Below are 25,034 nucleotides of genomic sequence, written 5' to 3'. Positions count from 1 at the left end.
CCTTAATTTATTAGGAGTGATTAGAGAATGAAAGAAGAGTCTTTAGGCTTTGTTGGACTAGGAGCTATTGGGCTTCCAATAGCCAAGAATTTATTAGCAGCAGGCTATAACCTTAGGGTTCATACACGATCACGGACAGCGGAAAAAGATCCAGGCCTAAAAGGTGCTAACGCTTGCTCAAGTCCTAGAGACGTAGCTAAAGGTTGTGAAGTGTTTTTTATTTGCGTTAGTGATGATGATGCAGTGGAGGATGTCCTTTTTGGATCCAAGGGTGCTTCTCAAAGTCTCGATAAAGGTAGTCTTATAATTGATTTGTCTACAATTAGCCCTTCAAGTGCTAGGTCTAATGAAAGAACACTTGCAAAGAAACATATTCAATATATTGATGCGCCTGTCACAGGTGGTACTGAGGGAGCAATAAATGGAGATCTGGCAATTTTTCTTGGATGTAGCAAGCAAACTCTTGGGAAAATAAATCCATTAATTAAATCAATAGCAACTCATATCTATACTTTTGGAGAAGTTGGCAAAGGTCAAGAAGTAAAAGCTATCAATCAAATACTTGTAGCTGGAAGTTACGCTGCAGTAGCTGAAGCAATTGCTTTAGGACAGACATTAGAATTGCCAATGAATATTGTAATTGATGCTTTAAGTAAAGGGGCCGCTAGTTCATGGGCTCTTGCGAATAGGTCGAAAGCCATGTTAGAAGATCAATATCCCCTAGGGTTTAAATTGGGACTTCACTATAAAGATTTATTGATTGCGCTAAAGACAGCGGAAGAATTAGGTTTGACATTAGAAGTAACGAAAAAAGTTAAGGATATTGAGAAGAAGTTAATTCATAATGGGTTTTCAGATTATGATGTTTCTGTACTTAGAAGGTCAGTTGCTAAATAAAAAATCATATCATTTATAAAATTAATTTAATTTCTTGTATATATACTTTCCTTAAAGTAAATCTCTTAGATAAATAATGACTAGAATAAATCTTGTTAAACCTATAGAATTATCTGATCAGCACCTTATTGCCGAATATAGGGAAATTTTCATGATAGGTTCAGCTCTTCAACGGTCAATGAAATCTCCCAATTGGAATATCACAAAAGAATCTTTGCCTAAAAACTTTACATTAAATACAGGTCATGTAAGATTCTTTTATAATAAAGGAAAGTATTTATATAAAAGATATCTAGATATTATAGAAGAAATGAAGAGAAGGGGAATGAATCCAAACCCAAGACGACTATTTAATAAAGAGCAATGGCCAGATGAACTATATAATGATTGGACACCTAATGAAATAGATATTCAGGTTGTAAAGGAAAGAATAAAAGAAAAGATCAACCAAAAGCCTCATTGGTATAGATGGACGATCTAATTATTCACCTTCAAAAGAGAATCATTATAAACATATTAATAGCCAAAGGATTGTTAATATTTTATCTGTTCAGGGTTAATAGTTGTCTTGGCTGGTAAGTTGTAGTGCTAAATTAGTACAAATTAATCATATATACAGAGTTTTTGAAATTGAATATTCAAAAAGTATTGGTAACCTTTCTTTCTCAAGGAGTCATGTTCACTACGATTAATTGCTAGCATGCGACTATATGCTTCAGACTTTTTATAGTTTTCTATAACTATCTCTTGGCTTTACAATAACAACAATTCATAGTATTCATTAATTTTAGTTTAGTCATAACCTGCCATTGCCTCTATTTTAGGTTTTCTCTTTTTATTGCCTTTATGTGAATTCTATAGCAACCTTTTATTTCCAAAAGCCGTTTATTACATTGAATCGCTTTGTTAAGAGAATAGTAGGTTAAATTATCTGATCTTCTGTAATGCCTGACTTGCAATAACATATTACTGTCAGTTCTAACCGGCTATCTAAATTGGCTTGGGCTCCTTAGCTTTGGCAATAAAGAATTTCCTTTAGGACCACTCATCTCATTCCTTTTTTAACAAGTCCAATTTTTCATGACCATCTTTATCGGCAATCTTTCTTTTGACGCAGAGCGAGAGGACATCGTATATGTATTCAGCACTTATGGTGAAGTCAAAGATTGCAAAATACCACTCGATCGTGAATCAGGTCGAAAGCGTGGATTTGCATTTGTCGAAATGGTAAATCAAGCAGATGAGGAAAAAGCAATCAATGATCTCCAGGACGTTGAATGGATGGGGAGAAATATCAGGGTTAACAAAGCAGAGCCAAAGAGAGATTCCAGAGATGGTCGTCGCAATTCAAACGGTGGTCGGAATCGGAGGTAATTCTCTAGCAGGCTTTGTTTTTGTTATTTGTTCTTTAATTTGAGTTCCTTTATTAGGTTAAAAAGCCTTGATGGTTGTCGACTGACAATTGGCTCTTTCCCTCCTTTCCTTTATGACTCGAGAGGAGGAGGAGGAATTGCTCGCATTACTTTTCTCGGTGACAAAAGACTTGTCTCCTTGAAATTTGATCCTTATGAGTTTTCGATTCCTTCATTAAACTGGCGTACAAGCAAGTTCTTAGGGCTACCTATTCCCCCTGGATTAGAAATAAATATGGTCTTAGATAAGCTTGAAGGAACTATCGATCGAGATAGCGGTGAAGTATTGCTTGATTTTGAAGCAAGATTTATTCTAAAAATCTTCAATTTTTGGGAATTCCCTAAGCTTATCGTTTCAACTTCCTTGAGTACTGGTCATGTGGTGTCTAATCTTCACGACATAAAGGGTCAGCCTTTAAACAACGAAGAGATTTCTAGACTTGTAGGTGTAGCAGTTATTCCTCCTACTGGAAATATGTTCCTTGATCGTTTCCTTGGCTTGCCGAATGAAGCAATGGCTTCACTTGAATGTGAGATTAAAGAAGGTGAAGTCCTTTGACTAGGAGTAAAAAAGGATCACTAAGCCTTTCTTTGAATAATGTGATTCTTTTTCTTCTCTGCTGAGATCTAGACCTACTTCTAATCCTTCTTTTAGTGCATCTTCGTACGAGCCGCCAGATGAATTCGACGCCCCTTGTTTACACAAGGCTGCTATACCAATAGGAGTTGCATGCCAATGGAATTTTTCTGTTTGGTCTATGGCAGGTTCTTGTAGCGAATCCTCTAGTAATTTCTGAGTGGACATGCACTAAAAGAAAATGGTTATTTATACGTTCGCAAGAATTTGAAGAAAGTGAGTCTATTTCTTTGCTTTCAGGACATTAACTTCTAATTCCTAAACCAAAGAAGGCATTGAAGATAAAAAGAACGCTAAACCCAATAAGGAAAAACAATCCTGCCCAGCATAATGATTTCATTAATGGCCCATAACGATATTCCTTTGAGACTAAATTGCTGTTAATCGTATCCATCGCCATCCATGCAAACAAAGGGGCCGACAAGAAACTGCCTGTCATTGCTCCAAAGACAAAGTCTTTGATTCCAATACCATCTGATTTAGCGATCAAAAGAGCACTCAAGGCTGCAAAAATATGTAAAACGATCCAAACTTCTAGTCGTTTTTGCTCTGACTTGGATGTTAACTGACCCCGGTCTTTCCCAGAGAGTAGTCCTTGAGTAGCAGAAATGCTTCTAGGGTAAGCATCGAGACAAGTTAGAGTTGTACTAAACATTGCCGCAAAAGAAGCGGGAATAATAATCCAAGCTGCCCATCCACCCATAGCTTCTGTATAAAGCCGAATAAGATTTTGAGCGAATGAAACGCCACTTCCTTCAAGCATTCCGTCTCCAGACCGATACATAGTTAGGGCACCTAGAGTTACAAAGAATATTGCCGTCACCACAGTGACTAGATACCCAAGATTGAAATCAAATTCAGCTTCTTTAGGACTTGCGTTGTAGTTACTATCTTTAGACCTTGAGAACATCCACAGAGATGGCCAAACGCATAATTCAACTGGGCCAGGCATCCATCCCATTAAAGGAATTAAAAAAGACAAGTTGGCTAACGTCCACGGGCTTGGATCACTATTAATTAGATTTATACTGATATCACTTAAAGAGGCACGATTTATAAGGGAATATACCGCTATAGCTGTAAGCAAAGTCAGTAATATGACAAGCACTTTTGATATCCGATCAAGTGCTCGGTAATGTCCCAGCAACAAAATTACTCCACTAATAACTAGTACACCAATGGAAAGATCCATTGGTGGAAATTGAGAAAATAATGGGATATTTGTTAGAAGTAGACCCGAGACAAAACTTACAGCAGCAATAGTAAAAGTACCTGTTATTAAGCTAACAATTAGATAAATAGGAAGATAAAATGGATTTCGGGCTTGAAAGCCTTCTAGTAATGAGAGCCCTGTAGATGCAGTAAAACGAGTCCCAACAAGAAGAAATGGGTACTTAATTAGATTAGTAAGTAATATCAAGCCAATCAAAGCAAATCCAAACCTTGCGCCTGCTGTTGTTGAGGACATAAGATGAGACCCGCCAATACAGGCACCTGCTAATAAAATCCCTGGCCCAAGACTTTTTTGGACCCCTTCTCTGGATAGCGACATTTTCAATTAAGTGTTGAGAGTATATTGACTAGTTAGCCGAAGCTTTGCAAAAGAAATAACAAAAATAGATGATGTATTAATTCAACTCTAAGTCCACCTTTTGGTGAGATAATTAACTGCTTTAAGGTTTTGCTTTAGTGGCAAACTCAAAACTTACTTTATTGTTTGACGGATCATGTCCCTTTTGCACGAGAGAAGTGGCTTTTCTACGTCTAAAAGATAAAAACAATAAGCTTAAATTTATTGATATTGATTCGAGGGAGTATAACCCAGATGAATTTTCAGGGATAACTTATAAAGAAGCTATGACTAGGATCCATGGCATTAAATCTGATGGAAAGGTCCTTAGGGATTTAGATGTTTTTAGAGAGGCTTATAAGTTAGTCGGTTTGTCTTGGGTTTATGAACCTACTAAATGGCCTTTGTTTAGGCAGTTTGCTCAAATATGTTATTGGCAATGGGCTAGATGGAGACTTTTATTGACGAATCGGCCTCCATTAGAGGAGTTATGTAAGTTTAGAGAGAATATTTTCAATAATTAATACCCTCCCCTGCTAGTTTTTAGATATTAAAAGAGGCTTTATGAAAGTAAGCGTTACTGAAACAAGCGTTCAAACCTCCACTGGGACCATTAAAAAACTTGGGGAATACTCGGGTAAAGTCCTTTTAATAGTAAATGTCGCTAGTTATTGTGGTAATACACCTCAGTATTCTGGATTGCAAGAACTGCAAAATAAGTTTAAAGATAAGGGCTTTGCTGTTTTGGGTTTTCCTTGCAATGACTTTGGGAATCAAGAGCCAGGAACACTAGATGAAATTAAAGAGTTTTGCTCGGTGAAATTTGGCGCAGATTTTGAAATCTTTAATAAGGTTCATGCAAAAGGATTTACCACGGAACCTTATACAACCCTGAATAAGGCGGATCCTGCTGGAGATGTCAGTTGGAATTTTGAGAAATTCTTGATAGGGAAGGACGGAAGTGTTGTTGGCAGATATGAACCTAGTGTTCAACCACTAAGTGAAGCCTTAATTTCTGCAATTCAACTTGCCTTAGATTCTTGAAAGTTGAAGAGGCTTCATTAGGCATGATCAATATTTGAAGTTCTTTTTTTGAGGAGGAGGGAATCAGTTGAAAATTTTTTGATGATTTATATTATTGACTTCTGTTGCAGCTTTTAAATATCTCACTGAAACTCTTTTCAGAAATATTGTTCTCAGAACTTTCTTTAACGCATTGATTCACATTATTTGTCCAAGTTGCTATTGGGGCAAGTCTTGTTACTCCTACGACAAGGGCAAGTGCACTAGAAGCTGAAATCAAAGCGGTGAAACATTTCATTGGCGTCATTTTCCTGCTTTCTTCTCTAATACTTTTTTCACGTTCTTCAGCTCTTTTTTCGGCCGCTATTTTGGCAATTTCGTCAGCTTTACGCTCCTCTAATCGTTTTTCTCTTTCCTCAGTGCGCTTTTGCTGGGCTAATATCTTTGATTGCTTTTTAGCTTCTGCTTGACGCTTGGCTATTTTATTTAAGTATTCTTCTCCTAGAGCGTAGCCAAAGGCAAGCGGCGCAAGGATTATGGTTTTGATTACTGGTAAGGACTCGCGCACTTCTTTTAATATTGGTTTTATCTCTTTAGCAAGGTTATTAGGATCTTCATTAATCATCTCATCTCAAGCGTAAGCCATACCTCTAATTTGATGGTTTTTGTTCCGTTAAACCACCCATAACACATAAAAAATGACAAAAATGTCTTAGGAGAGCTTTCGAGAAACTGATCTGAGGGAATGCCTTCTTTGATTCTAGGTAATAATCACTGATGGCTTTCACTGTAATTTACCGATAGAACTAGATTAGATAGATAATCTCACCATGATTCACAGTATTGTTTTGCAGATTCTTGCGACATTAGTTGGGATTACAATTTTATTGCGCCTCTCTAAGTAATACTCTAGGACTTCCATGATTCTTAAAAATGACAGTGAGGCCAATAGCAACTACCTAAGGGAGCTTGACGAGGCCCAAAATCAGCGATTAGAACAAATGTTTGAAGAACTTAAAAAATGTAAGATCGAACGCCTGTCAGAGATTGATCCAAAGCCAAGTTAATCAAAATTCTCCAGAATAGAATTAACGGTATATTCCTAAGCCTTATAAGTTTAAAATTTACTTTAAATATGTAAAAATATAGGAGTCATGAAGGATTTTATATTCTATTAAATAAATTATTGCTCAGATTATTTGAAAACATACTCTGTGGAAAAGGATAATATAGAGATAGATCATGCTTTAATGTTACTCAAAGCTTCCCATCAAGACTGTCCACCACATTTCTAGCAATGTCAAAAGAAGATCTTCGGAGATTTATTGAGAAGGTTGATCAACTTAATAAGATGATTGATTCATTGGACCAATTTCCTTTTAGGCGAGAACAACTATCTTCATGCAATACACATGAACAAGTGATAGAGCTTGCAAGAACTTGGGGCTTTCAAATTAGTCGCCGTTGGGGAGATCCTCTATGAAAAATTCACTTTTTCATTAGAAAAAATTAATTAAACCTATCAAATACTCTATTTATTGAATGTATATCTACTTTCTAATAATTGGTCTAATATTTTTTCTTATTAGTGCATTTTTTTGGAAAGACTGGGGGTCTGGAGTCGCAGGCATCATTTATGGAGGGATAATTCTTTGTATAATCAGCGTTTTTCTAAAGATTATAACAATTATTACTAGATAGCTCCTATTCAAACCTTTACTCTGATCTTAACATTTATTCCAAAGAACAATTCAAAGGAACTCAAGCTGCTTTTTCCTCTTCTTCGTTAATCAAATCAACTACTTCAGGACTAAAGCCATCAAGAGCTAGATCTTCATCAACCTCAATATTACTTATTGAGGCAATAGTTGAGGCATAGTTTTCTTCTGTAACCATTTGATTGTTTGCATTAATATTTTCGAGTTCTTGCGGCATCTTATTTGAACCAACTTCGAGCAAATCTTGAACAAGAAGTTGTATGAGTTTCTTGATATTATTCCCTATATTTCTCAGGCTTTTGAAAATAGCAATTAAAGTTTCATTAATCTGATGATGCTTTTGACCTTTATTTATAATAGCAAAAGTTGTCCATAAGACAAAGCCAAGAAATAAGTGGACGAATAGTACAAGCATTAATAAACCTCATTTACAATCTTAAATTCCCTCTTATTTCGACTTCGCACAAGCTTTGGTTTATAGATCTACATACCTTTCCTGAGAATTTGTTAAAAATGCTGATAAGGGAAGGCTAACTTTTCCTTTAATAAGGTTTAATTGGAGTAATCATCTTGAATTACTTCTACATTAATTGCCGAATTATTAGCTTTTATTAGAGCTTTATCTAAGGTTGAAGACTTTGCCAATGCCACACCCATCCTTCTGCCTTTTGTAGCACTTGGCTTTCCAAATATTAGTATTTTGGTACCTTCTTCTTCCAAAGCTTTTTCAATTCCTCTATACGCAACTTTTGTGCAATTCTTCTCAGACAAGATAACTCTACTAGCACTAGGGTGATTAACTGTGATTGAAGGAATTGGAAGGCCTAGGATCGCCCTGACATGAAGGTCAAACTCACTTAGGTCCTGGCTAATAAGCGTTACAAGGCCTGTATCATGTGGCCTAGGCGACAATTCAGAAAAAATCACACTTTCTTTAGTTATAAAGAATTCAACCCCAAATATTCCAACTCCGCCAAGCTCTTGAGTTACAGCTTTTGCCATAACTTGTGCTTCTTGTAGTTGACTCTCTGTAATTACTACAGGTTGCCAACTGGATTGATAGTCCCCATTTTTTTGTTCGTGGCCAATTGGAGGACAGAAAAGTGTGGACCCGTCTTTTTGACGAATAGTCAACAATGTAATCTCAAAGTCGAATTCGAGAAACTCTTCTACTATTACCCTGCTTGAAACTCCTCTTGCTTTCTTTAGAGCAAGTTCCCAGGCAAGCTCAATGTCCTCTTCTTTCCTTATGAAAGATTGACCTTTCCCAGAAGAACTCATAATTGGTTTAACTATTACGGGCAACCCAAGTTCTTTAGCAGCTTTTTTGACTTCATCACTGTTGGATGCATAAACATATTTAGCAGTTTTGAGATGAAGCTTATTAGATGCTAAATCTCTTATTTTGTCTCTATTCATTGTTATTTGTGTTGCTCTTGCTGTTGGTATGACAGTTATCCCATCTCTCTCAATCTCATCCAAAGCATCAACTGCTAAAGCTTCTATTTCTGGAATGATTACATCTGGCTTATATGAATTAATAACATCCTTAAGCTCACCGGAGTTGGTCATATCCAAAATTTCGGCAATATCTGCCACTTGCATTGCAGGAGCGTCAGCGTACCTATCGCAAGCAATCACTTTGCAGCCAAGTCTTTTAGCCGAAATAGCGACTTCCTTCCCAAGCTCTCCACTCCCTAGCAACATTAAGGTCTTTGGATAAATATTCATAAAATTTAAAAGCAATTAATCATTATGAATGCTGGCATGACATACATCAGCTAGAAAAGTGATTAGTGATTAATTAATTGATTGATTATGCCTAGTATTTTCTCTGTTGCACTTGGCTTGGGCCCAGTTGAAATTGGAGTAATTGCTATTGCTGGACTGGGTTTTATTGTCATGTTTGGACTTAGTTCTGCTAAAGGTAATTTTCAGGACTTGATCAAGACAACCTTAGATAATGACGAGGCTAGAAGAAATAAGAAATGATTTTCTGATTACTTTGTTGTGAAGATTAATTGGCTGAAAGTCTCTTTGCTGCCTGTTGCCAGATAAAACCTAGGCCAATAGCCATTAATGCTAAAGAAAAGATTGTTTTAAGGAAAAAAATAAGCAATGCAAAAAATATTGCAAAGGCAAGAAAAACAATTGATTTTGGATGGATTTGCTTAGCGCTTTCTCCTTCTTGGCTGTTAAGAGGGATGACTTCTGGTTGAATCGCCAAGGCACCAACTATTAATGGCCGCCTAACCATATAACATCTGAATAAGAAAACCCAGTTCATTGAAGGTCGTAGAAACATACTTAAACTTCTTAAAGTTTTCTTTAGAAGATGTCTGAATTCAATTTTTAAATAAAATGAGTGTGTGCCTTTTCTATTGCTGCCACTGGCTTTGTTAATCTTTAAAAAAAAACAGATATTATTTCTCTAGTTAATTATTTTGTTTGTGTCTCTTAAGACTTCATTGCTTGCAGCTTCTCTTGCTTTAGGTTGCGTAGCTGCACCTTCTTTGGCTGATACTTATTCAGGTGATCTTTTTGATGATATTGGCGGTAGTGCATCATCTGAAAATGATTTCAGTATTTATGTTTTTGGAGCTGGTGGATGGGTTTCTGGCGGAGACCTTGATTACGGTGGCACTGATTATGACCGCAGTGAGGGAGCTGCAGGTGAGGCAGGTATAGGAATTAGGTTTACAAAGAACATTAGATTGGATGCCGCTTTCCAGTACAACAACTTTGTAATAGATGAAGCTGCAGTTGAGAAGTTCTCTGCATACACATCTCTGTACACTCTTTACTATGATTTCACTAATGATTCCAGCTGGACCCCTTACATTGGTTATGGCTTTGGCTCAGCTGAAATGATTACTGACTCAAGTTCAGACAGAGAGGATGAAGACGTGACTGTAAACCAGTTTAAGGTTGGAGTTACTTATGAGACGGCTTCGAATTTAGATCTATTTGGAGAATTTGTTTGGCAAGGATATAGTGATTCCAATATGAACAATACTGATATTGATGAATTCGATCAGTGGAAGGCTCAGGCAGGTCTTAGATATTCCTTTTTCTAATTTCTTCCTTTAATTTAAATGGTCAGCTTCCTAGGATGCTGACCATTTTTTTTGCCACAAATTATTTGCATTTAGTATCTTTTGAACTTTTCTACTATTTGAAAGGGGTTATTCATTTCAAGGTTAACGAGAAGAACTTTTATCATCAAATTAATAAAGCACTAAAAATGAAGAATGCCTCACTAGCAAGTTTAGAGAGAGGCATTCTCTAAACGGCCAAACTCCATCACCCGGTCTTATCAACATACTGACCAATTTTCAACTGGAACTGAGTAGGGATTAATACTCAAACGCTACCTGTGTTGATACTTTGATAAAACACTAGACAAAGGCTACTAATTGTGGGGGTTGTTTTTCCTCTCTTCTTCATCTAGAAATAAGACTCCCCCATCACCCAGGCCCACGTCTATGTACGAGGGGCTTTTTTTTTGCGGTACAAAAAAATTTAGATAAGAGAATTCAATGGCAAATTTGTTGCCAGTCTTATGTTAGAGAAGCTAGCGCCTTCGATTTCGCCTTCTTTGTTGGAGTTTCCTTTTATATTTTTCAACTGGCGTTTCGTGATGACGAAGACGCTTCAATTCTCCGAAGATTCCAGCCTTGGAAACCTGACGCTTAAATCTACGAAGTGCAGATTCAATTCCTTCGTTTTCACCAACAGTTACTTGAGTCAAAAGAATGCCTAATGTCCAATTAACTTACCACTTGGCAGAAAGCAATCTCAAAAATTCTTTGTCAGAGGGTAATCATTAGCAACGTGAGAGCTGAATACCTTTATATTTTTCGAATGTTATATACCAACAATTCTCACAAATTCTCTTAAGCTCTTTGATTAGTTGATCTGTTTTTCCTGTTTGTATCCATTTGCTTTTGAGGGAGGGAAGTTGATCTTGCATAATTTCCATAGACATTTCCACTAAAAGAAGGCTTTCTTTTTTTGCCGCTTGGCGGATAAAGCCTTTATCACTTATTTCTAAAACTCTCAGCAAAAGTTCTAAGGCAATCTTTTCTCCAGCTTCCCCAGGACCATTCTTTAAATCGATAGGTTCTTTTATGGATTTTCCACCTAAGGGCATAGCTCGATTTTCTTCTTGCTGGATTAGAGCAATAGCTATCAGATATGGGAATTCAGCCATTAAAAGTAAAGTATCTAAATCAGTCTTAGCAGCAAACGAAATGGTTTAGGAATGAACTAGATTAAAAGAATGGCCCTTGATGATCTCAAGAAGTTTTTGCAGAAGATGCAAAATGACTCTGCTCTGAAAGAGGAGGTGCTTGCCTCTTCTACTGCTGATGATGTAGCTCAAATTGCATTAACACTTGGATTTGAGTTCTCTGGAGATGAATTGTTAAGGTTCTCAGGTAAGAAGGTAGGAAGGGTGACTGTAAAAAAAAATGACGTACCAGGAGAATACAATTAATTCTTAAGACTTTCGATATTCTCAAGAGTGCCTTTAATTGTGAAACGAGGTTTCTTGTATCCACTTTTGAAATTAATAATCAATTTATTGCCACATCCATGATTTGGCATTAGAAGGTAGTTACTACAAGTTTTCTAGCCAAAAGATGACTGAACAAGAAAAACTTCAAAAATATTGGGGGACCGCTAAATCACTTAAGAGTGATGATGAAAAGATTGCCTTCTTTGATAGTAATGAAGATGCTTTCTATTTGGATCCCCAGGAAGGAGATGAATTCCAAAATGCAAAGCTATCTTATTGTGCAGAAAGAAACTTTTCTGAGGATGAAACTCAAAGTTTTGAAGACCAACCTTGGCAAAGTTTACCTAAAGAATTTAAATTATATGCTTTTCAATATTGCATTTTAGAAGGGATTGGCTATGGAGATATTCAAGACCTTATGAGTACAGATGAAATTATTTCTCTAGTCTCACTTGATAGGATCAACGATCAATTAGAAAATGATGGAATTTTTCTTTCCGAAGCGGAAGAGGAAGTTATGCTCATTTTAGAAAAGAATATTAAGAACTCAGGGAAAAAAGCAACTGAGGATGATTTATATGATGCAACCAAAAAAGTAATTGGCCAACTTAGAGATTGGCTAGATGATAATCATCCAGATAACTTAGCAGCTTGATATTTAAATGATGTCATTAAAGGAACTACCAGACAAACCTTTTGAAGAGAAAGACTGCTTAGAATCTTTTCGCTTGGCTTATGAAAATCGCTATACCTGGGAATCAGATTTTCCTGGCTATAAAGGATCTTGTTCATATAAGAATGGTAAAGAGCTATTTAAAGGTGAATTTATCGTTGGAAAGGATTTAAAAGCCAGTATTAGCATTATCAATAATGAACTGGCTAAAAAAGCTTTGGCTTCTCAATTATGGGAAGTTTGTATACATAGAGTAAGAAGACCTTTTGAAAAAGTTCACTATGAGAATACGTTTAGTTTTGGTGATAAAAATGAAACTGGTCTAGAGGTTTTGGTTGGAGGCAAGAATAAAGGTGATAAATATCGTATAAAAGATAATGTTGTGACTATGGTTTATAGGCATGTACATGGTAGCTTAGTTAATATATTTACCAAAGAAGTTTTATTTACTGGCAAGGGATATCTGTCTAAGTGCTATACAAGTCAATATTTAAATCCATCTACAAAGGAGCCGATAGGACCAGAGAGTTATTTTAATGATGAATATATACCTTTATACTCTGGAGGTCCTTGGGTTTTATCTAACAGAACTATAATAAAGGAAGTTGATAACTCTATATATAATTCAGAAGAAACATATTCATTTTTTGATTTAGAGGAACTTAGTACCTGCTAGATTTAAAAAAGAGGTCAAATTTTAATTGTGAGTAAAGAACAGTTAAGTCCTGAAGTAAGAAAACGGATTTGTTCACATATGAATAAAGACCATAATGAGGCAATTCTTAAATATGCTCGTTATTATGCTGGGATTGTCAATCCAGTTAATGCTCGCATCATTGATCTTAATTCAAGATCAATGATGTTAGATGTAGATGGAGACGAATTAGAAGTTTTATTTGACCATGTATTGACAGATAGTGAGGATGCACATCAAACCCTAGTAAGAATGACTAGATCTCTTCCTGAGAATTAATTACATTTTTATCAATTATATCTAGGCAAATTTAATTAAAATGGTGTATCCGGAATAAAATGAAGCACTAAGAAGCCTATTGCAGCTGCAAATATTGCTGAAATGGCAATGGCAAATAAGCCTGGGATCATTCCACCACCTTCTTCAGAACTCATTGTTGTTTCGTATATTTACTCTTTAACTATGCTCCCAAATGTCCTTTTTCGCTACTTATTATGGATCTAGCGGCTGGTTGATTCAGTTTGGAGGATATCGAGTATTAATCGATCCCTGGCTTACAGGCTCTCTCTCATTCCCCCCTGGGAAGTGGCTTCTTGAAGGAAAGCTAAGAAATGAATATAAAGCTCCTGACAGCTTAAACCTTTTATTGCTTACGCAAGGATTGGCTGATCACGCGCATATTCCATCGCTAAACCTTCTACCTAGGGCAACAAAGGTAATTGCATCTCCATCTGCAGCATTATTGGTAAAGAAACTTGGGTTTGAGGATGTGCAAGAAATTACACCTGGCAATTTTATACAGCTCGAAGAGATTACTATTCAGGCAACTCCAGGAGCTGCTGTCCCAAATATAGAGAATGGATATATCTTAACTCACCTAAAAGGTTCTTTGTATATAGAGCCACATGGATTCTTTGATGAAAAAACTTCTTATCAAAAAGTTGATTCAGTCATTACCCCCGTTGTTAACTTGAAATTACCTTTAATGGGAAATATTATCAATGGTAAAAGTATATTACCTATATTAATTGATAAATTAAAGCCTATAAATATACTCTCTAGTACTACAGGTGGCGATGTTGAATTTACTGGTCTGCTTAATCGCTTTATTAGTTCTGAGGGAACAATAGAAGAAGCAAGGAAATCTATTTATGGTAAAGCATCCTTTATAGACCCAATCCCTGGAACTAGATATGAATTGGAGACTAGCTAATTAGCATATCTTATAAGTATAACGCAGTAAATAAACCTATCGTATTAGATTCAATAGTATTTACTAACTTTTTGTCCATTCCCTAGAAGAGTATACCTAATGGAAACCTAGGGAAGATCAATTTTCTTTCTTAACTGGTGCTGTTTCTCTCATGAGAGCGAGCAGCTAAAACAATCATTGTTAATGGGATGAAAATCAAAAAGAAAAATAGATGAACTAAATACAGGTCTCCAGGAATTCCATCTGGGTATTCTGGAAAGAAAAGTAAGGTCATCAAAGGGAGATTGATATTCATGTAGAAAAAATCATTATCATCAATTATCGCACACTCGGTACTAATAATTCAGACCTTCAATTCAAAAATATTAATTGATTTAATGTTAAGAAATAAATTTTATGCATAAATTCTTAAACAATAGATGGTTTTTGGATAGCAATGAACAGATTATTTTGCTTTCTTTAAGCCAGTATGCTTTTGCCTAAGGAATTGTTCGTATTGATCTACCCATTAGTGATATAAGAGCCTTGCAACGATAAATGATTTTACAACCTTGTGATTAATTCTCTGAGAGAGTTAGTTTAGAACCTGAAGAACTGCCATGACTGCCGAGCAAATTCAATTTGTAAGTGAATCCATTTCTGCTCACCCTCCTATAGTAATAGGAACTCTTTGCATTTTTATGTATATTAGAGGTCGCTTTATTCATAATAATAAAGTTCATAAATTATAGAAAAATCTGCTAATTTACCTCTATAACCTATTCAACTTTATGGAATTTTTAAAATTTATTCTTTTTGGTCTAGCAGGTCTAAGTATGATTTTCTGGACTTCAGTAATGGCAATTTGGCTTACTAATATGCTACCTAGAATATTCAAAGAAGATAGGTTGATTGCACCTGTTTTGAATGATAAATTGCCGGCTATGTTACCAAGTCAATCTACGCTTCCAAATCGAGGTAAATATTCAAGCCAGTCATTTGTGATTGCTGACTTTAATCCAGTTGAATCAACTTATAGTGTTAATAGGCTTTACACTACAATGCTTTTGAGTCTTGGCTGTATGAGCTTTTTAATACTTATTTATGGTTTACACAGCGGATTTGCTTTGTATGGAATTTACTGAATGTCTAAGCAATATTTTTATAATTAGGAAATTTAAATTTAGTACCCCTTGCTTAAGAAAAATATTAATACAAGCTTAGCTTCTTTGAGAGATAGCTCTCTTGAAGAAATCACATAAACCTTCATCTGTTAAATCTGGAATGCTCCATACATCATCTTGATTAAATCCTTCATCTTTCAGCCATTCTTTGTACTCAGAATAGAGTGAATGCCTATCTTTATCATTTAGCCTTTTAAGCCTTGAGGATATATAGCCGCAAATAACAATGTGGCTCTCATCTAGCCTATCCTTAGGATAATCCATGGATTTAAGGATTTCTTTATATTCTACACTCTCTTGTCTTGGTTTCTTTTGAGTTATTTCAATTGAATTTTCAGAGTAGAGGACTGCATTGAATTATGAATAGATTTACAGTCAGACTCAGTCGGTAGCAGCTAGATATACGGGTTGCATCATCCCGCCTCCTTCGTCATCGTCATCTTCATTGTCAGCGATGAAAATAAAGGCTATTGCCATTGCGGCTAGAGCTAGTGTCACTGCCAGTTCTTGTAACTCTCCCAAAAGCCCACTTAAAAATTCAGATGAGCTTAGTCGAACACGGGCGAACTTCTTGAAATCTTTAATATTTAAATTACTTGCAATATTTTTTATACCCATGGATAATAATTATGTAGCAACAACTACATAAGCGTTCACCTTCTTATTCGAAGGCGCAGTTCGACTCAAGCCATGGAACGGGGACTTGGGCTAGCTCGGAGAACCAAATGACTCTTACCTATCGTGGTCACAAGTATGAGCAGCATAAAGAGGCTGCTCAAAAGGAACGTATTTTACTTACCTATCGTGGCAAGCATTATCAGCGCTAAATTCTCATCAATATTAGAGCTATAAAAAACTACGAGTTCTTTATAGCTCTAACTCAGCTCCATTAATTTTTTATATAGATTATTAATTCTATTTTTGTTCACGCCAAGATCTGAAGCACCATATCTTGATGCAGACCTGATTTGAATGATCCCTTTTTTCTGAATGGTTGCCATCTTTGTACTTAAGTTGAGGATCTCCAAGTCGTCAGGGAAACGAAAAATTAAACTTCTGCAAATACCATGCCAATAATTTTTTTCTTGCTTGACAATTGTTGTTCTTGGTAGCGATGATGCTAAACCTATTAAGTGTTTATACTTAACATTTACATCTTCTAGCTCCCACTCTGTTAGCACGCAGTTTGTTTTAATAATGCATTGGGATAGAGTCCCTTTGTTTGTTAAAGGCATATTTTCTTCTTAACGAAGCTGATGTTGTTTTTAATAATTATATTAATATAAATAATCTTTTCTAGTGTTACCTGCTTCTTTTAGGAAAGAATAATTAGTCTTTATGTGATGAAAGCAAGTCTTATATGAAGTCCATAACTATTTAATTATCAACTTCTTTAACTTAGAAGAAGCCTGGGATTATCCAGCCAAATAAAGTGTAATTAATTAAAGCTGCAATAAATCCAACCATGGCTAGTCTGCCATTAGTTATTTCGGCGTTTTTCCAGTAACTATTATTCATTAGAATATCCCTGGAATTATTTGCCCACTGGTTATATAGGCCCCTAGCATTGCAATAAATCCAATCATTGCCCATCTGCCATTTGCCTTTTCTGCGTCTTCTATATAACCAGGATAGTTTTCTAGTAATTCAGGTTGGGCTTCGACAGGGAATACATTCTGACGATTGCCTGATTCAGTTGTTATTTGAGTGGATGATGTCATTGTTGTAGGTAGTTTAATTAGAAAATTCCTGGGATGATTTGTCCAGTTGTTGCATATGCTCCAAATGCAGCGACAAAGCCAACCATTGCAGCCCAACCATTGAACTTTTCAGCTTCAGGTGTCATTAGTTAAGAATTCAGGATGTGAAGCAATGTAACATACTTTATGAAGAACTGTGAACCAATGAACTTCGTCTGCTTTTCATTGGCAGAGATTTAATTCGCTATTGTTCTAATTCAGAAGAGCCGTCTACTTCTTCCTGCAAAATTTTTAATGCTATGAATTTTTTAAGGAACTTTGAATTTCTAGTATTTATTGCATTGGGACTTTATTTCTTTGTCTTTTTGTTTGGCTTCTTAGGTATAGGTAATAACCTTAAATCTCAAGGCCTTAAAAAGAAGAACTAATATGAATCGTTCTGAGCAAGAAAAGGTCAATGACTTTATAACTGAATTAAAGAGACTCACTGGCTGTCAAGAAGAGGACATTCAATTATTTAAATCAGATGTACTAGATATCGATATGGATCCAAAAATTAAATATAAAAAAAAATAATCCTATTCCAATTTTTAGTTATTAGGATCTCTTCACTTTGATGCATTTTTAAAGAGTTTCTTGTAGGCATTTCAAAGATTTTGCCTTTTACACGTGGGATAGCAGGTTATGGGTTCCTCCTAAATTCCTTAAAAACACTCATTTTCGTGTAAAAGGCGACAAAATAAGGATTCACTAAATAAAGACCTTTAACTATTCTGGCCATATCAATTGAGTCGCTTGTAGTGTTGGCAAAGCTATTTAGCCTTCATCTTTAAAAATTATGCAGACCTACGGAAACCCAGATGTCACCTATGGGTGGTGGGTTGGTAATTCTGTAGTCACCAACAGGGCAGGTCGATTTATCGGCTCTCATGTTGGACATACAGGAATTATTTGCTTCGCAACTGGTGCAAGTTGTCTTTGGGAGCTTTCCCGTTTTGATTCTTCAATCCCTATGGGGCATCAAAGCTCTATATATCTTTCCCATTTAGCTTCTCTAGGCATTGGCTTTGACGAAGCTGGTGTATGGACAGGAGCAGGAGTTGCCACAATCGCAATTTTCCATCTGATCTTCTCCTTGGTCTATGGCGGTGCTGGGCTTCTTCACTCATTACTTTTCGATCCAGATCTACAAAGTGGACCGATTGGTCGAGTTGATAAGTTTAAGCTTGAATGGGACAGCCCTGACAATCTCACTTTCATTCTTGGTCATCATTTGATCTTCTTAGGTGTTGCAAATATCTGGTTCGTTGAATGGGCCAGAGTTCATGGCATCTATGACCCCGCCGTTGAAGCTGTTCGCACAGTTTTCCCTGGTTATGGGGATTTCGGAATGGTTTGGGGCCACCAATTTGACTTCCTTAAGATAGACAGTCTTGAAGACGTAATGAGTGGTCACGCATTCTTAGCTTTCTTACAGATCAGTGGTGGTGCTTTCCATATAGCAACTCGGCAAATTGGTGAATACACCAAATTTAAAGGCCAGGGTTTGCTTTCAGCAGAAGCAGTACTTTCTTGGTCATTAGCTGGCCTTTTCTTGATGGGCTTAGTTGCAGCGTTTTGGGCTGCTGGAAACACAACTGTCTATCCCACTGAATGGTATGGAGAACCTTTAGAGCTTAAGTTCGGCATTTCTCCTTATTGGGTAGATACAGGAGATGTTTCTGACTGCAAATACTTTTTTGGACACACAACTAGGGCAGCTCTAGTCAATGTTCAATATTATTTTGCTTTCTTCTGCTTACAAGGCCATTTATGGCATGCTCTAAGAGCATTGGGCTTTGATTTCAGAAGGATTGCTCAGGCAATAGGTGGTTTGACAGAGTCAACTGCTTCTTAGAGCTTTAATCTAAAAAGCTATAAAAAAGCCTCGCCTAAATAGGCGAGGCTTTTTTTTTTTTTTTTTCTGAAAATTTAGTTAATTCAGAAATAAATTTTCACTTGATATACCAACTCTTTATCTGGAATACACTTTAAATGAGTTGGTACTATGTTCTAGGAACGATTAAATCCCTTAATAGTTTCTAGTTAGGGATAAGCGCTACTCTTAATCTCTTTTGGCCCAAGGATCAATCCTCTTGGAATCATCCGAGTAGTAAAAAAATTGGGAAGCACCAAAAAATGCTCCTAAGCCACATAGAGCAGCCCCCAAATTAAAGCCTCCTGATGGTTTGATTATGCCTATGTCAGATGGATGCGGTAATTGGGTGGCGAAATCAAGAATGTGAGTTGGATCAATCATTGAATTTGGATAGAAAGTTTTGTTCTTTGAAAAATTAATTAATCCTTTGAAGGATCGTTTGCATCAAAACCGTAATAGATGAATTGACTTACTTGGAAAACGGTAATTAGGCCGAATATTGCGGCTAGTGGGTTGAATCCACCAACGGTAATGGTTGCCATTAAAGGGGTTGAGTGAAAGATTTCTAGCATTGAATCTAGATGTTTTGGAAAATTTCCCTCTACATAACCATAAAGAGCACAGAAAATCTCATCTCGTTGCATGTTGAAAAATGTTTTTTTATTTCTCTTAGATAAAAACCTTTAACGATTCCGTACATATTAATTGACCTCCATGTAGTGTTCATGGGAAATAGCGCCTTTTCGCTCAAAAAGAAATTATGCAGACCTACGGAAACCCAGATGTCACCTACGGGTGGTGGGCTGGTAATTCTGGAGTCACCAACCGCTCAGGCAAATTCATTGCTGCTCATGCAGCTCATACTGGACTTATTGCCTTTGGGTGCGGTGCAGCCACACTTGTCGAACTAGCTGGCTTTGACGCTTCCCTGCCAATGGGACATCAAAGCTCTCTCTTTCTTGCTCACTTAGCATCAGTCGGCATTGGTTTCAATGATGCTGGAGTTTGGACAGGTGTAGGTGTGGCAAATATTGCAATACTTCACTTGATTCTCTCCATGGTTTATGGGGGAGGAGGACTTTTGCACTCTGTTTATTTCACAGGAGATATGCAGCAGTCAGAAGTACCACAAGCTCGAAAATTTAAATTGGAATGGGATAACCCAGACAACCAAACTTTTATTCTTGGTCACCATTTGCTTTTCTTTGGTGTTGCGAATATTTGGTTTGTTGAATGGGCCAGGATCCATGGAATTTATGATCCTGCTATTGATGCAATACGCCAAGTCAACTACAACCTTGACCTTACCCAGATTTGGAACCATCAATTTGATTTTCTAGCTATTGATAGCCTTGAGGATGTAATGGGTGGACATGCCTTCTTAGCTTTCTTCCAGCTCGGAGGAGGTGCTTTCCATATAGCAACAAAGCAAATTGGCACTTATACAAAATTCAAAGGCAAAGGTTTACTGTCCGCTGAAGCAATACTTTCTTGGTCACTAGCAGGTATTGGCTGGATGGCATGTGTTGCTGCTTTCTGGGCTGCAACAAACACAACTGTTTATCCAGAAGCTTGGTATGGAGAAGTTCTTCAGTTTAAATTTGGAGTAGCTCCTTATTGGATAGACACAGTTCCTGGAGGAACTGCGTTCTGGGGCCATACCACTAGGGCTGCTTTGGTTAATGTGCATTACTACTTTGGATTTTTCTTTATTCAAGGACATTTATGGCATGCATTAAGAGCTATGGGCTTTGACTTCAAGCGATTGAGAGATACAAATGGTCCTTTCGGAGTTCCAAGGACTCTTTAAATAAAGGCTCTGAGCCCTTCGAAAATGACCTAAACATTATCTTGGTTTAGCTAACCCCCCCCTGCTTTCGCAGGGGGGGTTAATACTGAAATTAGACACAAAAAAGGCAGAGAAAAATTCTCTGCCTTTTTATTTGGAAAGATCTAAATAATTAAACTTAGCTTTAAAAGCTTTTATGAATTTGACTTCAAGAACGTGATGATAATTTTTGTCTTTCCGTTCCTTCAAACTTTTCTGGATCGTTACAGTCTCTTGCATACCAATGGAATTGAGATACTTGAATTATTGCAAGTATTCCAAAAATAACTGGTACAAGTTGGAACCCACCTGATGGTTTTACTAAACCTATATCTGATGGATGAGGTAGTTGCGTTGCGAAATCCAGCAAATGCGAGAAATCAATCATCAAGTCAATGAAAAGTAGGTGTGTTATAGCCTAGAGACTAAGATTATGTCTAGGAAAATAATTTTTTGACACTACTATTAATTTAATAAGCTCTAAAAAATATCTGCCCCCCCCCATACCCTAAAAACTCTTATCCAACTAACTAGATCATTTCTCATTTGAAGTCCAATATGGAATCCCAGATTTGGCAAAATGCTTAAGCTTAATAGCTTTAAACCCTCTAAAGCTCAGTTTTATAAATCACTTCTTAACCAAACTTGGCTCGAAGAGAGTGCCAGATCATATTTTTTATAATTTCTCCTTTTTCTGAAATTCTTTTTTTAAGCCTGCGGATGATTTTTGCTAATGAGCTTTTTTTTATTCGAAGAAATTTATAAAGCTTTGCACTGCAAGGATTTTCCTCCTACTCCTAATCAATTTCTGATGGATGCTTTTTGCGAAAAACCCTTCAGAATCCAGTTTTTTTTTGATCGATCAAAAAAAAATCTCAACAACTAAATAAAGACCTTTAACTATTCTGCGCATATTTATTGACCACAGTGTAATCTTCATTCCATATTCGCCTGTATTGCTTAAAAATTATGCAGACCTATGGAAATCCAGAAGTTACCTATGGATGGTGGGCTGGTAATTCTGTGGTTACCAACCGCTCTGGCCGATTTATTGCCTCTCATATAGGCCATACGGGCTTGATCTGCTTTGCGGCTGGTGGCAGCACTCTTTGGGAGCTAGCCAGATATAACCCAGAAATACCTATGGGTCATCAAAGCTCTCTATTTCTGGCACATCTTGCTTCTATTGGGCTTGGCTTTGATGAAGCTGGAGTTTGGACAGGGGTTGGTGTTGCAACCATTGCAATTTTTCACCTTATCTTCTCAATGGTTTATGGAGGAGGAGGACTTCTTCATGCAATCCTATTTGAGGAGAATGTAGAAGATAGTGAAGTCTTACAAGCTAAGAAATTTAAGCTTGAGTGGAATAACCCTGATAATCAGACCTTCATACTTGGCCACCACCTTATATTTTTTGGTGTTGCATGTATTTGGTTTGTTGAATGGGCGAGAATTCACGGAATTTATGATCCTGCAGTAGGAGCAATTCGCCAGGTTAATTACAATCTTGACTTGTCAATGATTTGGGAAAGGCAGTTTGACTTTCTTGCTATTGATAGTCTTGAAGATGTTATGGGTGGCCATGCTTTCTTAGCTTTTGTTGAGATTACTGGGGGTGCTTTTCATATAGTTGCAGGCTCAACCCCTTGGGAAGATAAAAGACTAGGTGAATGGAGTAAGTTTAAAGGAGCAGAACTTCTTTCAGCTGAAGCAGTACTTTCTTGGTCACTAGCTGGCATTGGTTGGATGGCTATTGTTGCAGCTTTCTGGTGTGCTTCTAATACCACTGTTTATCCAGAAGCTTGGTATGGTGAGCCACTTGAATTTAAATTTTCAGTTTCACCATATTGGATAGATACTGGAGATTTATCTGATGCGACTGCTTTTTGGGGGCATTCCACTAGAGCTGCCTTGGCTAATGTGCATTATTATCTAGGCTTCTTCTTCCTTCAAGGTCATTTCTGGCATGCCCTTAGAGCCTTAGGCTTTGACTTCAAGAGTGTCACTAGTGCTATAGGAAATGAAAAGACAGCCACCTTTACTATTAAATCTTGATAGACCTTTAAAATAGGATCTTTTAGATTGCACTAAAGAGTCTCGTTTTCTAACGAGGCTCTTTTTTAATTCTTCTATTGAGTGGAGTAAAACATTGTGACCAACGTTTGTATCACGGAAGACACTGGAAAGTGATATCTGTTCTTCCAAGAATCAACTAATGATTTATGACAAATATGTTATTAGTTGATTCACATGACTGTAGGCATTTACTTCGCAACAACTACTGGTAAGACAGAGGATATAGCTGAAAGGCTTCATGGCTTGCTTGATGGAGCAGAATCTCCTAGAGATATGTCTGATGTTGATGATTTAAACGAATTTACCAATCATGAAGGAATTATCTGTGGAATTCCTACTTGGAATACTGGAGCTGATTCAGAAAGATCTGGCACAGCATGGGACGCTCTCCTTGAAGAGATAGGCAGCCTAAATCTTTCTGGTAAGAAAGTGGCAATTTTTGGTTTGGGTGATTCATCTACTTATACTGAGAACTATTGCGATGCAATGGAAGAGCTTCACCGCTTTTTTAAAAAGGCTGGAGCAACAATGGTTGGTTATGTAAGTACAAAGGAATATACATTTGATGAGTCAAAGAGTGCTATTGGAGATGTGTTTTGTGGCCTCCCTCTTGATGAAGATAGTGAGTCAGATATGACAGACGCGCGAATATCTCAATGGTCTGAGCAGCTTAAGCAAGAGATGTCAGGAATTTAGTCGTATTTCCTTATGGTTCTGGGGATAGCCACCTTCCCTAAGGTATAAAAGCTAAGAAATATCTATGCATACGCAAGGAACTTTAGATTACTTGAGATATATATAAGCCCTCATTAGTCATCAAATTCCGGCTTTGGCTTCTTTTTGACTTTTCCTGTAATTAGTTCATGTAAAGCATTGAGAGAGTTATAAACCTCTTTTAGTTCAGTTAATTCTGGAAGAAGACCATCTTGATTAAGCATCTGGTCTAAATCCCTTAGCTCTTGGCGTATATAGCGCAAATGGGAGCTGACTTCCTCTCTTTTACTGGTTGACATTTAAAAATTTCTAATTTTTAAAGGTTAATACTTTATGAGGCCCTTTCAAAAGGGTAATTTCCTGTACGTAATAAATCATATCTGCTCTTATAATTGAGTAATTTGTTTAGGCTCTAACTTTCTTAAGAACGAATCTTTTGGGTGAAAACAAAAAACAATGTCAACTGCTTTTTTGCTTATACCTACCTGTGATTCCATTTGCACTGCGTTTGAATCTGACTTGCATAGAATCATTTCGTCTAACCGAATGTAGTCGCGTTATAACCCCAGTTCTTTGCCTGTATATCCTCAAAATTTATATATATTCTTTCTTTTTGAACGCCTAATGACTCATTGATAAGCATGCACAAATCATTTGACATCCTAGAAGGATTTATTCCTCCTATTGATTTTACTTCTATGTAGCAGCAATCTTCTGAGCTACCTCCAAACAGCATGGGAGCATCAAACTCCAAAGTCGCCATAACATAAATTTCAGGCTTTGAAGTAAGTTCTGCAATTTTTGAAGAAACCTTTTTAAGGAATCCATTTGTATCTGTTATTTCAGTTGCGGATGTTCGAATATTAATTAGAGGCATTGTACGTAAATAGCGATTTTATTTGATTAGCTTAGAAAATATTTTCTTAAATCAGGAGTTTTTTTATTTATAAGGTTTTTTTTGTTTCTAAAATTAAAAAAAAATTAAGTATAAATTTGAGATAGCTCAAGCATCACGCCGTTGGGATTTTCTAGTTATATTTGCTGAGAAAGGCAATTATCTCTAGATGAAGGACAAGTTCAGTACGTTGCTCAATCAAAAGTCAGAACAATTTCAATCAAGTCAATCTGAAGTATTTTTTATGGAAGGCACGTTAGTTGTCTTCAACTTGTTGCTCATGTTATGCCTTGGCCTTTATTGGATAAATTCCTCCGTTCATCAATACATCTCGGGTATGCCACTCTAGAAGACAATTAATGATCCTTTCCTCTTGCTAAGCTT

Annotated in this window: 40 protein-coding genes and 1 pseudogene; 22 read left to right on the top strand and 19 right to left on the bottom strand. The window is 36.7% G+C overall.

Annotated elements, in window-relative coordinates:
• The first annotated feature begins 27 nt into the window (after positions 1-27).
• From P9211_RS05805 to P9211_RS05790, 4 genes are all read left to right on the top strand, one after another.
• Entirely contained in the window at positions 28-897 is an 870-nt protein-coding gene (locus P9211_RS05805) for an NAD(P)-dependent oxidoreductase (RefSeq protein WP_012195748.1), read from the top strand.
• 76 nt (positions 898-973) lie between these two features.
• Positions 974-1,378 carry a pyrimidine dimer DNA glycosylase/endonuclease V gene (locus P9211_RS05800; protein WP_012195747.1) on the top strand — a complete coding sequence of 135 codons (405 nt, stop codon included), beginning with the start codon at positions 974-976 and terminating at the stop codon, positions 1,376-1,378.
• Positions 1,379-1,977: 599 nt separating this feature from the next.
• The gene (locus tag P9211_RS05795; RefSeq protein WP_012195746.1) at positions 1,978-2,271 is read left to right on the top strand and encodes an RNA recognition motif domain-containing protein; all 294 of its coding nucleotides are present in this window, start codon (positions 1,978-1,980) and stop codon (positions 2,269-2,271) included.
• Between the two features lie 39 nt (positions 2,272-2,310).
• Positions 2,311-2,868, top strand: coding sequence for a hypothetical protein (locus P9211_RS05790; protein WP_225866194.1), 558 nt, complete (start codon positions 2,311-2,313; stop codon positions 2,866-2,868).
• On the opposite strand, the gene P9211_RS05785 is transcribed toward P9211_RS05790, so the two are convergent.
• Positions 2,869-3,114: a hypothetical protein gene (locus P9211_RS05785; protein ID WP_012195744.1), complete on the bottom strand. Its 246-nt coding sequence runs from the start codon at positions 3,112-3,114 to the stop codon at positions 2,869-2,871.
• A gap of 76 nt (positions 3,115-3,190) precedes the next feature.
• Entirely contained in the window at positions 3,191-4,498 is a 1,308-nt protein-coding gene (locus P9211_RS05780) for an NRAMP family divalent metal transporter (RefSeq protein WP_012195742.1), read from the bottom strand.
• 137 nt (positions 4,499-4,635) lie between these two features.
• Between P9211_RS05780 and P9211_RS05775 the strand changes: the two genes are divergently transcribed.
• The gene (locus P9211_RS05775) at positions 4,636-5,040 is read left to right on the top strand and encodes a thiol-disulfide oxidoreductase DCC family protein (protein WP_012195741.1); all 405 of its coding nucleotides are present in this window, start codon (positions 4,636-4,638) and stop codon (positions 5,038-5,040) included.
• Between the two features lie 40 nt (positions 5,041-5,080).
• Positions 5,081-5,560 carry a glutathione peroxidase gene (locus P9211_RS05770; protein WP_012195740.1) on the top strand — a complete coding sequence of 160 codons (480 nt, stop codon included), beginning with the start codon at positions 5,081-5,083 and terminating at the stop codon, positions 5,558-5,560.
• Between the two features lie 91 nt (positions 5,561-5,651).
• On the opposite strand, the gene P9211_RS05765 is transcribed toward P9211_RS05770, so the two are convergent.
• A complete protein-coding gene (locus tag P9211_RS05765; protein ID WP_012195739.1) occupies positions 5,652-6,164 on the bottom strand; it encodes a hypothetical protein in 513 nt (170 codons plus the stop codon).
• Between the two features lie 295 nt (positions 6,165-6,459).
• Between P9211_RS05765 and P9211_RS09870 the strand changes: the two genes are divergently transcribed.
• Positions 6,460-6,606 (top strand): hypothetical protein, encoded by a 147-nt coding sequence (locus P9211_RS09870; protein WP_225866193.1) that lies wholly within the window; start codon positions 6,460-6,462, stop codon positions 6,604-6,606.
• Between the two features lie 230 nt (positions 6,607-6,836).
• Positions 6,837-7,022 (top strand): Nif11 family protein, encoded by a 186-nt coding sequence (locus P9211_RS05760; protein WP_012195738.1) that lies wholly within the window; start codon positions 6,837-6,839, stop codon positions 7,020-7,022.
• A 278-nt stretch (positions 7,023-7,300) separates the two neighbouring features.
• Here P9211_RS05760 and P9211_RS05755 read toward each other — a convergent pair whose 3' ends face one another.
• Complete coding sequence (locus tag P9211_RS05755; RefSeq protein ID WP_012195737.1) at positions 7,301-7,672, bottom strand: hypothetical protein; 372 nt, start codon at positions 7,670-7,672, stop codon at positions 7,301-7,303.
• A gap of 137 nt (positions 7,673-7,809) precedes the next feature.
• Entirely contained in the window at positions 7,810-8,988 is a 1,179-nt protein-coding gene (gene purT / locus P9211_RS05750) for a formate-dependent phosphoribosylglycinamide formyltransferase (RefSeq protein ID WP_012195736.1), read from the bottom strand.
• An 87-nt stretch (positions 8,989-9,075) separates the two neighbouring features.
• On the opposite strand from purT, the gene P9211_RS09765 reads away from it, so the two are divergent.
• A complete protein-coding gene (locus P9211_RS09765; protein ID WP_193328928.1) occupies positions 9,076-9,249 on the top strand; it encodes a hypothetical protein in 174 nt (57 codons plus the stop codon).
• 25 nt (positions 9,250-9,274) lie between these two features.
• Here the strand turns inward: P9211_RS09765 and P9211_RS05745 are convergent, their stop codons facing one another.
• Positions 9,275-9,562 (bottom strand): hypothetical protein, encoded by a 288-nt coding sequence (locus P9211_RS05745; RefSeq protein ID WP_012195734.1) that lies wholly within the window; start codon positions 9,560-9,562, stop codon positions 9,275-9,277.
• A gap of 145 nt (positions 9,563-9,707) precedes the next feature.
• Here P9211_RS05745 and P9211_RS05740 point away from each other — a divergent pair, with 145 nt between their 5' ends.
• Positions 9,708-10,334: an outer membrane beta-barrel protein gene (locus P9211_RS05740; protein WP_012195733.1), complete on the top strand. Its 627-nt coding sequence runs from the start codon at positions 9,708-9,710 to the stop codon at positions 10,332-10,334.
• 497 nt (positions 10,335-10,831) lie between these two features.
• Here P9211_RS05740 and rpsU read toward each other — a convergent pair whose 3' ends face one another.
• Complete coding sequence (gene rpsU, locus P9211_RS05735) at positions 10,832-11,008, bottom strand: 30S ribosomal protein S21 (RefSeq protein ID WP_012195732.1); 177 nt, start codon at positions 11,006-11,008, stop codon at positions 10,832-10,834.
• Positions 11,009-11,083: 75 nt separating this feature from the next.
• Positions 11,084-11,470, bottom strand: coding sequence for a hypothetical protein (locus P9211_RS05730; protein WP_012195731.1), 387 nt, complete (start codon positions 11,468-11,470; stop codon positions 11,084-11,086).
• A gap of 69 nt (positions 11,471-11,539) precedes the next feature.
• Between P9211_RS05730 and P9211_RS05725 the strand changes: the two genes are divergently transcribed.
• From P9211_RS05725 to P9211_RS05700, 6 genes are all read left to right on the top strand, one after another.
• On the top strand, positions 11,540-11,755 hold the full coding sequence (locus tag P9211_RS05725) for a Nif11-like leader peptide family natural product precursor (RefSeq protein WP_012195730.1): 216 nt from the start codon (positions 11,540-11,542) through the stop codon (positions 11,753-11,755).
• A gap of 145 nt (positions 11,756-11,900) precedes the next feature.
• A complete protein-coding gene (locus P9211_RS05720) occupies positions 11,901-12,431 on the top strand; it encodes a hypothetical protein (protein ID WP_012195729.1) in 531 nt (176 codons plus the stop codon).
• Positions 12,432-12,438: 7 nt separating this feature from the next.
• Positions 12,439-13,125: a DUF3386 domain-containing protein gene (locus P9211_RS05715; RefSeq protein WP_012195728.1), complete on the top strand. Its 687-nt coding sequence runs from the start codon at positions 12,439-12,441 to the stop codon at positions 13,123-13,125.
• A gap of 27 nt (positions 13,126-13,152) precedes the next feature.
• On the top strand, positions 13,153-13,422 hold the full coding sequence (locus P9211_RS05710) for a DUF2470 domain-containing protein (RefSeq protein ID WP_012195727.1): 270 nt from the start codon (positions 13,153-13,155) through the stop codon (positions 13,420-13,422).
• A gap of 193 nt (positions 13,423-13,615) precedes the next feature.
• A complete protein-coding gene (locus tag P9211_RS05705; RefSeq protein WP_012195725.1) occupies positions 13,616-14,356 on the top strand; it encodes an MBL fold metallo-hydrolase in 741 nt (246 codons plus the stop codon).
• A 770-nt stretch (positions 14,357-15,126) separates the two neighbouring features.
• Entirely contained in the window at positions 15,127-15,480 is a 354-nt protein-coding gene (locus P9211_RS05700) for a hypothetical protein (protein ID WP_012195722.1), read from the top strand.
• Between the two features lie 75 nt (positions 15,481-15,555).
• Here the strand turns inward: P9211_RS05700 and P9211_RS05695 are convergent, their stop codons facing one another.
• A complete protein-coding gene (locus P9211_RS05695; protein ID WP_012195721.1) occupies positions 15,556-15,783 on the bottom strand; it encodes a hypothetical protein in 228 nt (75 codons plus the stop codon).
• A 117-nt stretch (positions 15,784-15,900) separates the two neighbouring features.
• Entirely contained in the window at positions 15,901-16,137 is a 237-nt protein-coding gene (locus P9211_RS05690) for a hypothetical protein (RefSeq protein ID WP_012195720.1), read from the bottom strand.
• 107 nt (positions 16,138-16,244) lie between these two features.
• Here P9211_RS05690 and P9211_RS10060 point away from each other — a divergent pair, with 107 nt between their 5' ends.
• On the top strand, positions 16,245-16,346 hold the full coding sequence (locus tag P9211_RS10060) for a DUF4278 domain-containing protein (RefSeq protein ID WP_086934885.1): 102 nt from the start codon (positions 16,245-16,247) through the stop codon (positions 16,344-16,346).
• A gap of 48 nt (positions 16,347-16,394) precedes the next feature.
• Here P9211_RS10060 and P9211_RS05685 read toward each other — a convergent pair whose 3' ends face one another.
• The 4 genes and pseudogenes from P9211_RS05685 to P9211_RS05670 all read right to left on the bottom strand — a co-directional run bounded on the left by P9211_RS05685 (position 16,395) and on the right by P9211_RS05670 (position 17,365).
• A complete protein-coding gene (locus P9211_RS05685) occupies positions 16,395-16,754 on the bottom strand; it encodes a DUF1499 domain-containing protein (protein ID WP_012195719.1) in 360 nt (119 codons plus the stop codon).
• Between the two features lie 163 nt (positions 16,755-16,917).
• Positions 16,918-17,031: pseudogene (locus P9211_RS10055) on the bottom strand (chlorophyll a/b-binding protein); the annotation flags it as partial.
• A 5-nt stretch (positions 17,032-17,036) separates the two neighbouring features.
• Positions 17,037-17,240, bottom strand: coding sequence for a high light inducible protein (locus P9211_RS05675; protein WP_012195717.1), 204 nt, complete (start codon positions 17,238-17,240; stop codon positions 17,037-17,039).
• A 17-nt stretch (positions 17,241-17,257) separates the two neighbouring features.
• Positions 17,258-17,365: a high light inducible protein gene (locus P9211_RS05670; RefSeq protein ID WP_012195716.1), complete on the bottom strand. Its 108-nt coding sequence runs from the start codon at positions 17,363-17,365 to the stop codon at positions 17,258-17,260.
• A 283-nt stretch (positions 17,366-17,648) separates the two neighbouring features.
• Here P9211_RS05670 and P9211_RS09590 point away from each other — a divergent pair, with 283 nt between their 5' ends.
• Both P9211_RS09590 and P9211_RS05665 read left to right on the top strand, forming a co-directional pair.
• Positions 17,649-17,795, top strand: coding sequence for a hypothetical protein (locus tag P9211_RS09590; RefSeq protein WP_159088378.1), 147 nt, complete (start codon positions 17,649-17,651; stop codon positions 17,793-17,795).
• Between the two features lie 262 nt (positions 17,796-18,057).
• Complete coding sequence (locus tag P9211_RS05665) at positions 18,058-19,116, top strand: chlorophyll a/b binding light-harvesting protein (protein ID WP_012195715.1); 1,059 nt, start codon at positions 18,058-18,060, stop codon at positions 19,114-19,116.
• Positions 19,117-19,323: 207 nt separating this feature from the next.
• Here P9211_RS05665 and P9211_RS05660 read toward each other — a convergent pair whose 3' ends face one another.
• Together P9211_RS05660 and P9211_RS05655 are read right to left on the bottom strand one after the other, a co-directional pair.
• Positions 19,324-19,518 carry a hypothetical protein gene (locus P9211_RS05660; RefSeq protein WP_012195714.1) on the bottom strand — a complete coding sequence of 65 codons (195 nt, stop codon included), beginning with the start codon at positions 19,516-19,518 and terminating at the stop codon, positions 19,324-19,326.
• A gap of 38 nt (positions 19,519-19,556) precedes the next feature.
• Positions 19,557-19,781, bottom strand: a complete 225-nt coding sequence (locus tag P9211_RS05655; protein ID WP_012195713.1) for a hypothetical protein — start codon at positions 19,779-19,781, stop codon at positions 19,557-19,559.
• Positions 19,782-19,897: 116 nt separating this feature from the next.
• On the opposite strand from P9211_RS05655, the gene P9211_RS05650 reads away from it, so the two are divergent.
• Entirely contained in the window at positions 19,898-20,947 is a 1,050-nt protein-coding gene (locus P9211_RS05650) for a chlorophyll a/b binding light-harvesting protein (RefSeq protein WP_012195712.1), read from the top strand.
• Between the two features lie 187 nt (positions 20,948-21,134).
• Here P9211_RS05650 and P9211_RS05645 read toward each other — a convergent pair whose 3' ends face one another.
• Positions 21,135-21,353, bottom strand: coding sequence for a hypothetical protein (locus P9211_RS05645; protein WP_012195711.1), 219 nt, complete (start codon positions 21,351-21,353; stop codon positions 21,135-21,137).
• Positions 21,354-21,934: 581 nt separating this feature from the next.
• Between P9211_RS05645 and P9211_RS05640 the strand changes: the two genes are divergently transcribed.
• Together P9211_RS05640 and fldA are read left to right on the top strand one after the other, a co-directional pair.
• Positions 21,935-23,020: a chlorophyll a/b binding light-harvesting protein gene (locus tag P9211_RS05640; protein WP_012195709.1), complete on the top strand. Its 1,086-nt coding sequence runs from the start codon at positions 21,935-21,937 to the stop codon at positions 23,018-23,020.
• A gap of 195 nt (positions 23,021-23,215) precedes the next feature.
• A complete protein-coding gene (fldA, locus tag P9211_RS05635; RefSeq protein ID WP_012195708.1) occupies positions 23,216-23,737 on the top strand; it encodes a flavodoxin FldA in 522 nt (173 codons plus the stop codon).
• Between the two features lie 113 nt (positions 23,738-23,850).
• Here fldA and P9211_RS05630 read toward each other — a convergent pair whose 3' ends face one another.
• Entirely contained in the window at positions 23,851-24,054 is a 204-nt protein-coding gene (locus P9211_RS05630) for a hypothetical protein (protein WP_012195707.1), read from the bottom strand.
• 239 nt (positions 24,055-24,293) lie between these two features.
• A complete protein-coding gene (locus P9211_RS05625) occupies positions 24,294-24,632 on the bottom strand; it encodes a phenylpyruvate tautomerase MIF-related protein (protein WP_012195706.1) in 339 nt (112 codons plus the stop codon).
• Between the last annotated feature and the right edge of the window lie 402 nt (positions 24,633-25,034).

This window comes from Prochlorococcus marinus str. MIT 9211 (assembly GCF_000018585.1).
GTDB lineage: Bacteria > Cyanobacteriota > Cyanobacteriia > PCC-6307 > Cyanobiaceae > Prochlorococcus_D > Prochlorococcus_D marinus_B.
Note: the sequence above shows the minus strand (reverse complement) of the source record. Positions and strands in the feature narration are given on the sequence as shown.

Bases quoted from the DNA above. Each gene is read 5' to 3' on its own strand.
- P9211_RS05650 (WP_012195712.1), top strand. From the start codon at position 19,898: ATGCAGACCTACGGAAACCCAGATGTCACCTACGGGTGGTGGGCTGGT.
- P9211_RS05725 (WP_012195730.1), top strand. From the start codon at position 11,540: ATGGCCCTTGATGATCTCAAGAAGTTTTTGCAGAAGATGCAAAATGAC.
- P9211_RS05645 (WP_012195711.1), bottom strand. From the start codon at position 21,353: ATGATTGATTTCTCGCATTTGCTGGATTTCGCAACGCAACTACCTCAT.
- P9211_RS05715 (WP_012195728.1), top strand. From the start codon at position 12,439: ATGATGTCATTAAAGGAACTACCAGACAAACCTTTTGAAGAGAAAGAC.
- P9211_RS05690 (WP_012195720.1), bottom strand. From the start codon at position 16,137: ATGGGTATAAAAAATATTGCAAGTAATTTAAATATTAAAGATTTCAAG.
- P9211_RS05755 (WP_012195737.1), bottom strand. From the start codon at position 7,672: ATGCTTGTACTATTCGTCCACTTATTTCTTGGCTTTGTCTTATGGACA.
- P9211_RS05685 (WP_012195719.1), bottom strand. From the start codon at position 16,754: ATGCCTTTAACAAACAAAGGGACTCTATCCCAATGCATTATTAAAACA.
- P9211_RS09765 (WP_193328928.1), top strand. From the start codon at position 9,076: ATGCCTAGTATTTTCTCTGTTGCACTTGGCTTGGGCCCAGTTGAAATT.
- P9211_RS05770 (WP_012195740.1), top strand. From the start codon at position 5,081: ATGAAAGTAAGCGTTACTGAAACAAGCGTTCAAACCTCCACTGGGACC.
- P9211_RS05640 (WP_012195709.1), top strand. From the start codon at position 21,935: ATGCAGACCTATGGAAATCCAGAAGTTACCTATGGATGGTGGGCTGGT.
- P9211_RS05670 (WP_012195716.1), bottom strand. From the start codon at position 17,365: ATGACACCTGAAGCTGAAAAGTTCAATGGTTGGGCTGCAATGGTTGGC.
- P9211_RS05695 (WP_012195721.1), bottom strand. From the start codon at position 15,783: ATGGATTATCCTAAGGATAGGCTAGATGAGAGCCACATTGTTATTTGC.
- P9211_RS05655 (WP_012195713.1), bottom strand. From the start codon at position 19,781: ATGCAACGAGATGAGATTTTCTGTGCTCTTTATGGTTATGTAGAGGGA.
- P9211_RS05660 (WP_012195714.1), bottom strand. From the start codon at position 19,518: ATGATTGATCCAACTCACATTCTTGATTTCGCCACCCAATTACCGCAT.
- P9211_RS05730 (WP_012195731.1), bottom strand. From the start codon at position 11,470: ATGGCTGAATTCCCATATCTGATAGCTATTGCTCTAATCCAGCAAGAA.
- P9211_RS05805 (WP_012195748.1), top strand. From the start codon at position 28: ATGAAAGAAGAGTCTTTAGGCTTTGTTGGACTAGGAGCTATTGGGCTT.
- P9211_RS05765 (WP_012195739.1), bottom strand. From the start codon at position 6,164: ATGATTAATGAAGATCCTAATAACCTTGCTAAAGAGATAAAACCAATA.
- P9211_RS05665 (WP_012195715.1), top strand. From the start codon at position 18,058: ATGCAGACCTACGGAAACCCAGATGTCACCTATGGGTGGTGGGTTGGT.
- P9211_RS09870 (WP_225866193.1), top strand. From the start codon at position 6,460: ATGATTCTTAAAAATGACAGTGAGGCCAATAGCAACTACCTAAGGGAG.
- P9211_RS05780 (WP_012195742.1), bottom strand. From the start codon at position 4,498: ATGTCGCTATCCAGAGAAGGGGTCCAAAAAAGTCTTGGGCCAGGGATT.
- P9211_RS05700 (WP_012195722.1), top strand. From the start codon at position 15,127: ATGGAATTTTTAAAATTTATTCTTTTTGGTCTAGCAGGTCTAAGTATG.
- P9211_RS05705 (WP_012195725.1), top strand. From the start codon at position 13,616: ATGTCCTTTTTCGCTACTTATTATGGATCTAGCGGCTGGTTGATTCAG.
- P9211_RS05745 (WP_012195734.1), bottom strand. From the start codon at position 9,562: ATGTTTCTACGACCTTCAATGAACTGGGTTTTCTTATTCAGATGTTAT.
- P9211_RS05760 (WP_012195738.1), top strand. From the start codon at position 6,837: ATGTCAAAAGAAGATCTTCGGAGATTTATTGAGAAGGTTGATCAACTT.
- P9211_RS05800 (WP_012195747.1), top strand. From the start codon at position 974: ATGACTAGAATAAATCTTGTTAAACCTATAGAATTATCTGATCAGCAC.
- P9211_RS05785 (WP_012195744.1), bottom strand. From the start codon at position 3,114: ATGTCCACTCAGAAATTACTAGAGGATTCGCTACAAGAACCTGCCATA.
- P9211_RS05630 (WP_012195707.1), bottom strand. From the start codon at position 24,054: ATGTCAACCAGTAAAAGAGAGGAAGTCAGCTCCCATTTGCGCTATATA.
- P9211_RS05625 (WP_012195706.1), bottom strand. From the start codon at position 24,632: ATGCCTCTAATTAATATTCGAACATCCGCAACTGAAATAACAGATACA.
- P9211_RS05720 (WP_012195729.1), top strand. From the start codon at position 11,901: ATGACTGAACAAGAAAAACTTCAAAAATATTGGGGGACCGCTAAATCA.
- P9211_RS05795 (WP_012195746.1), top strand. From the start codon at position 1,978: ATGACCATCTTTATCGGCAATCTTTCTTTTGACGCAGAGCGAGAGGAC.
- P9211_RS10060 (WP_086934885.1), top strand. From the start codon at position 16,245: ATGACTCTTACCTATCGTGGTCACAAGTATGAGCAGCATAAAGAGGCT.
- P9211_RS05675 (WP_012195717.1), bottom strand. From the start codon at position 17,240: ATGACATCATCCACTCAAATAACAACTGAATCAGGCAATCGTCAGAAT.
- P9211_RS09590 (WP_159088378.1), top strand. From the start codon at position 17,649: ATGAATCGTTCTGAGCAAGAAAAGGTCAATGACTTTATAACTGAATTA.
- purT (WP_012195736.1), bottom strand. From the start codon at position 8,988: ATGAATATTTATCCAAAGACCTTAATGTTGCTAGGGAGTGGAGAGCTT.
- fldA (WP_012195708.1), top strand. From the start codon at position 23,216: ATGACTGTAGGCATTTACTTCGCAACAACTACTGGTAAGACAGAGGAT.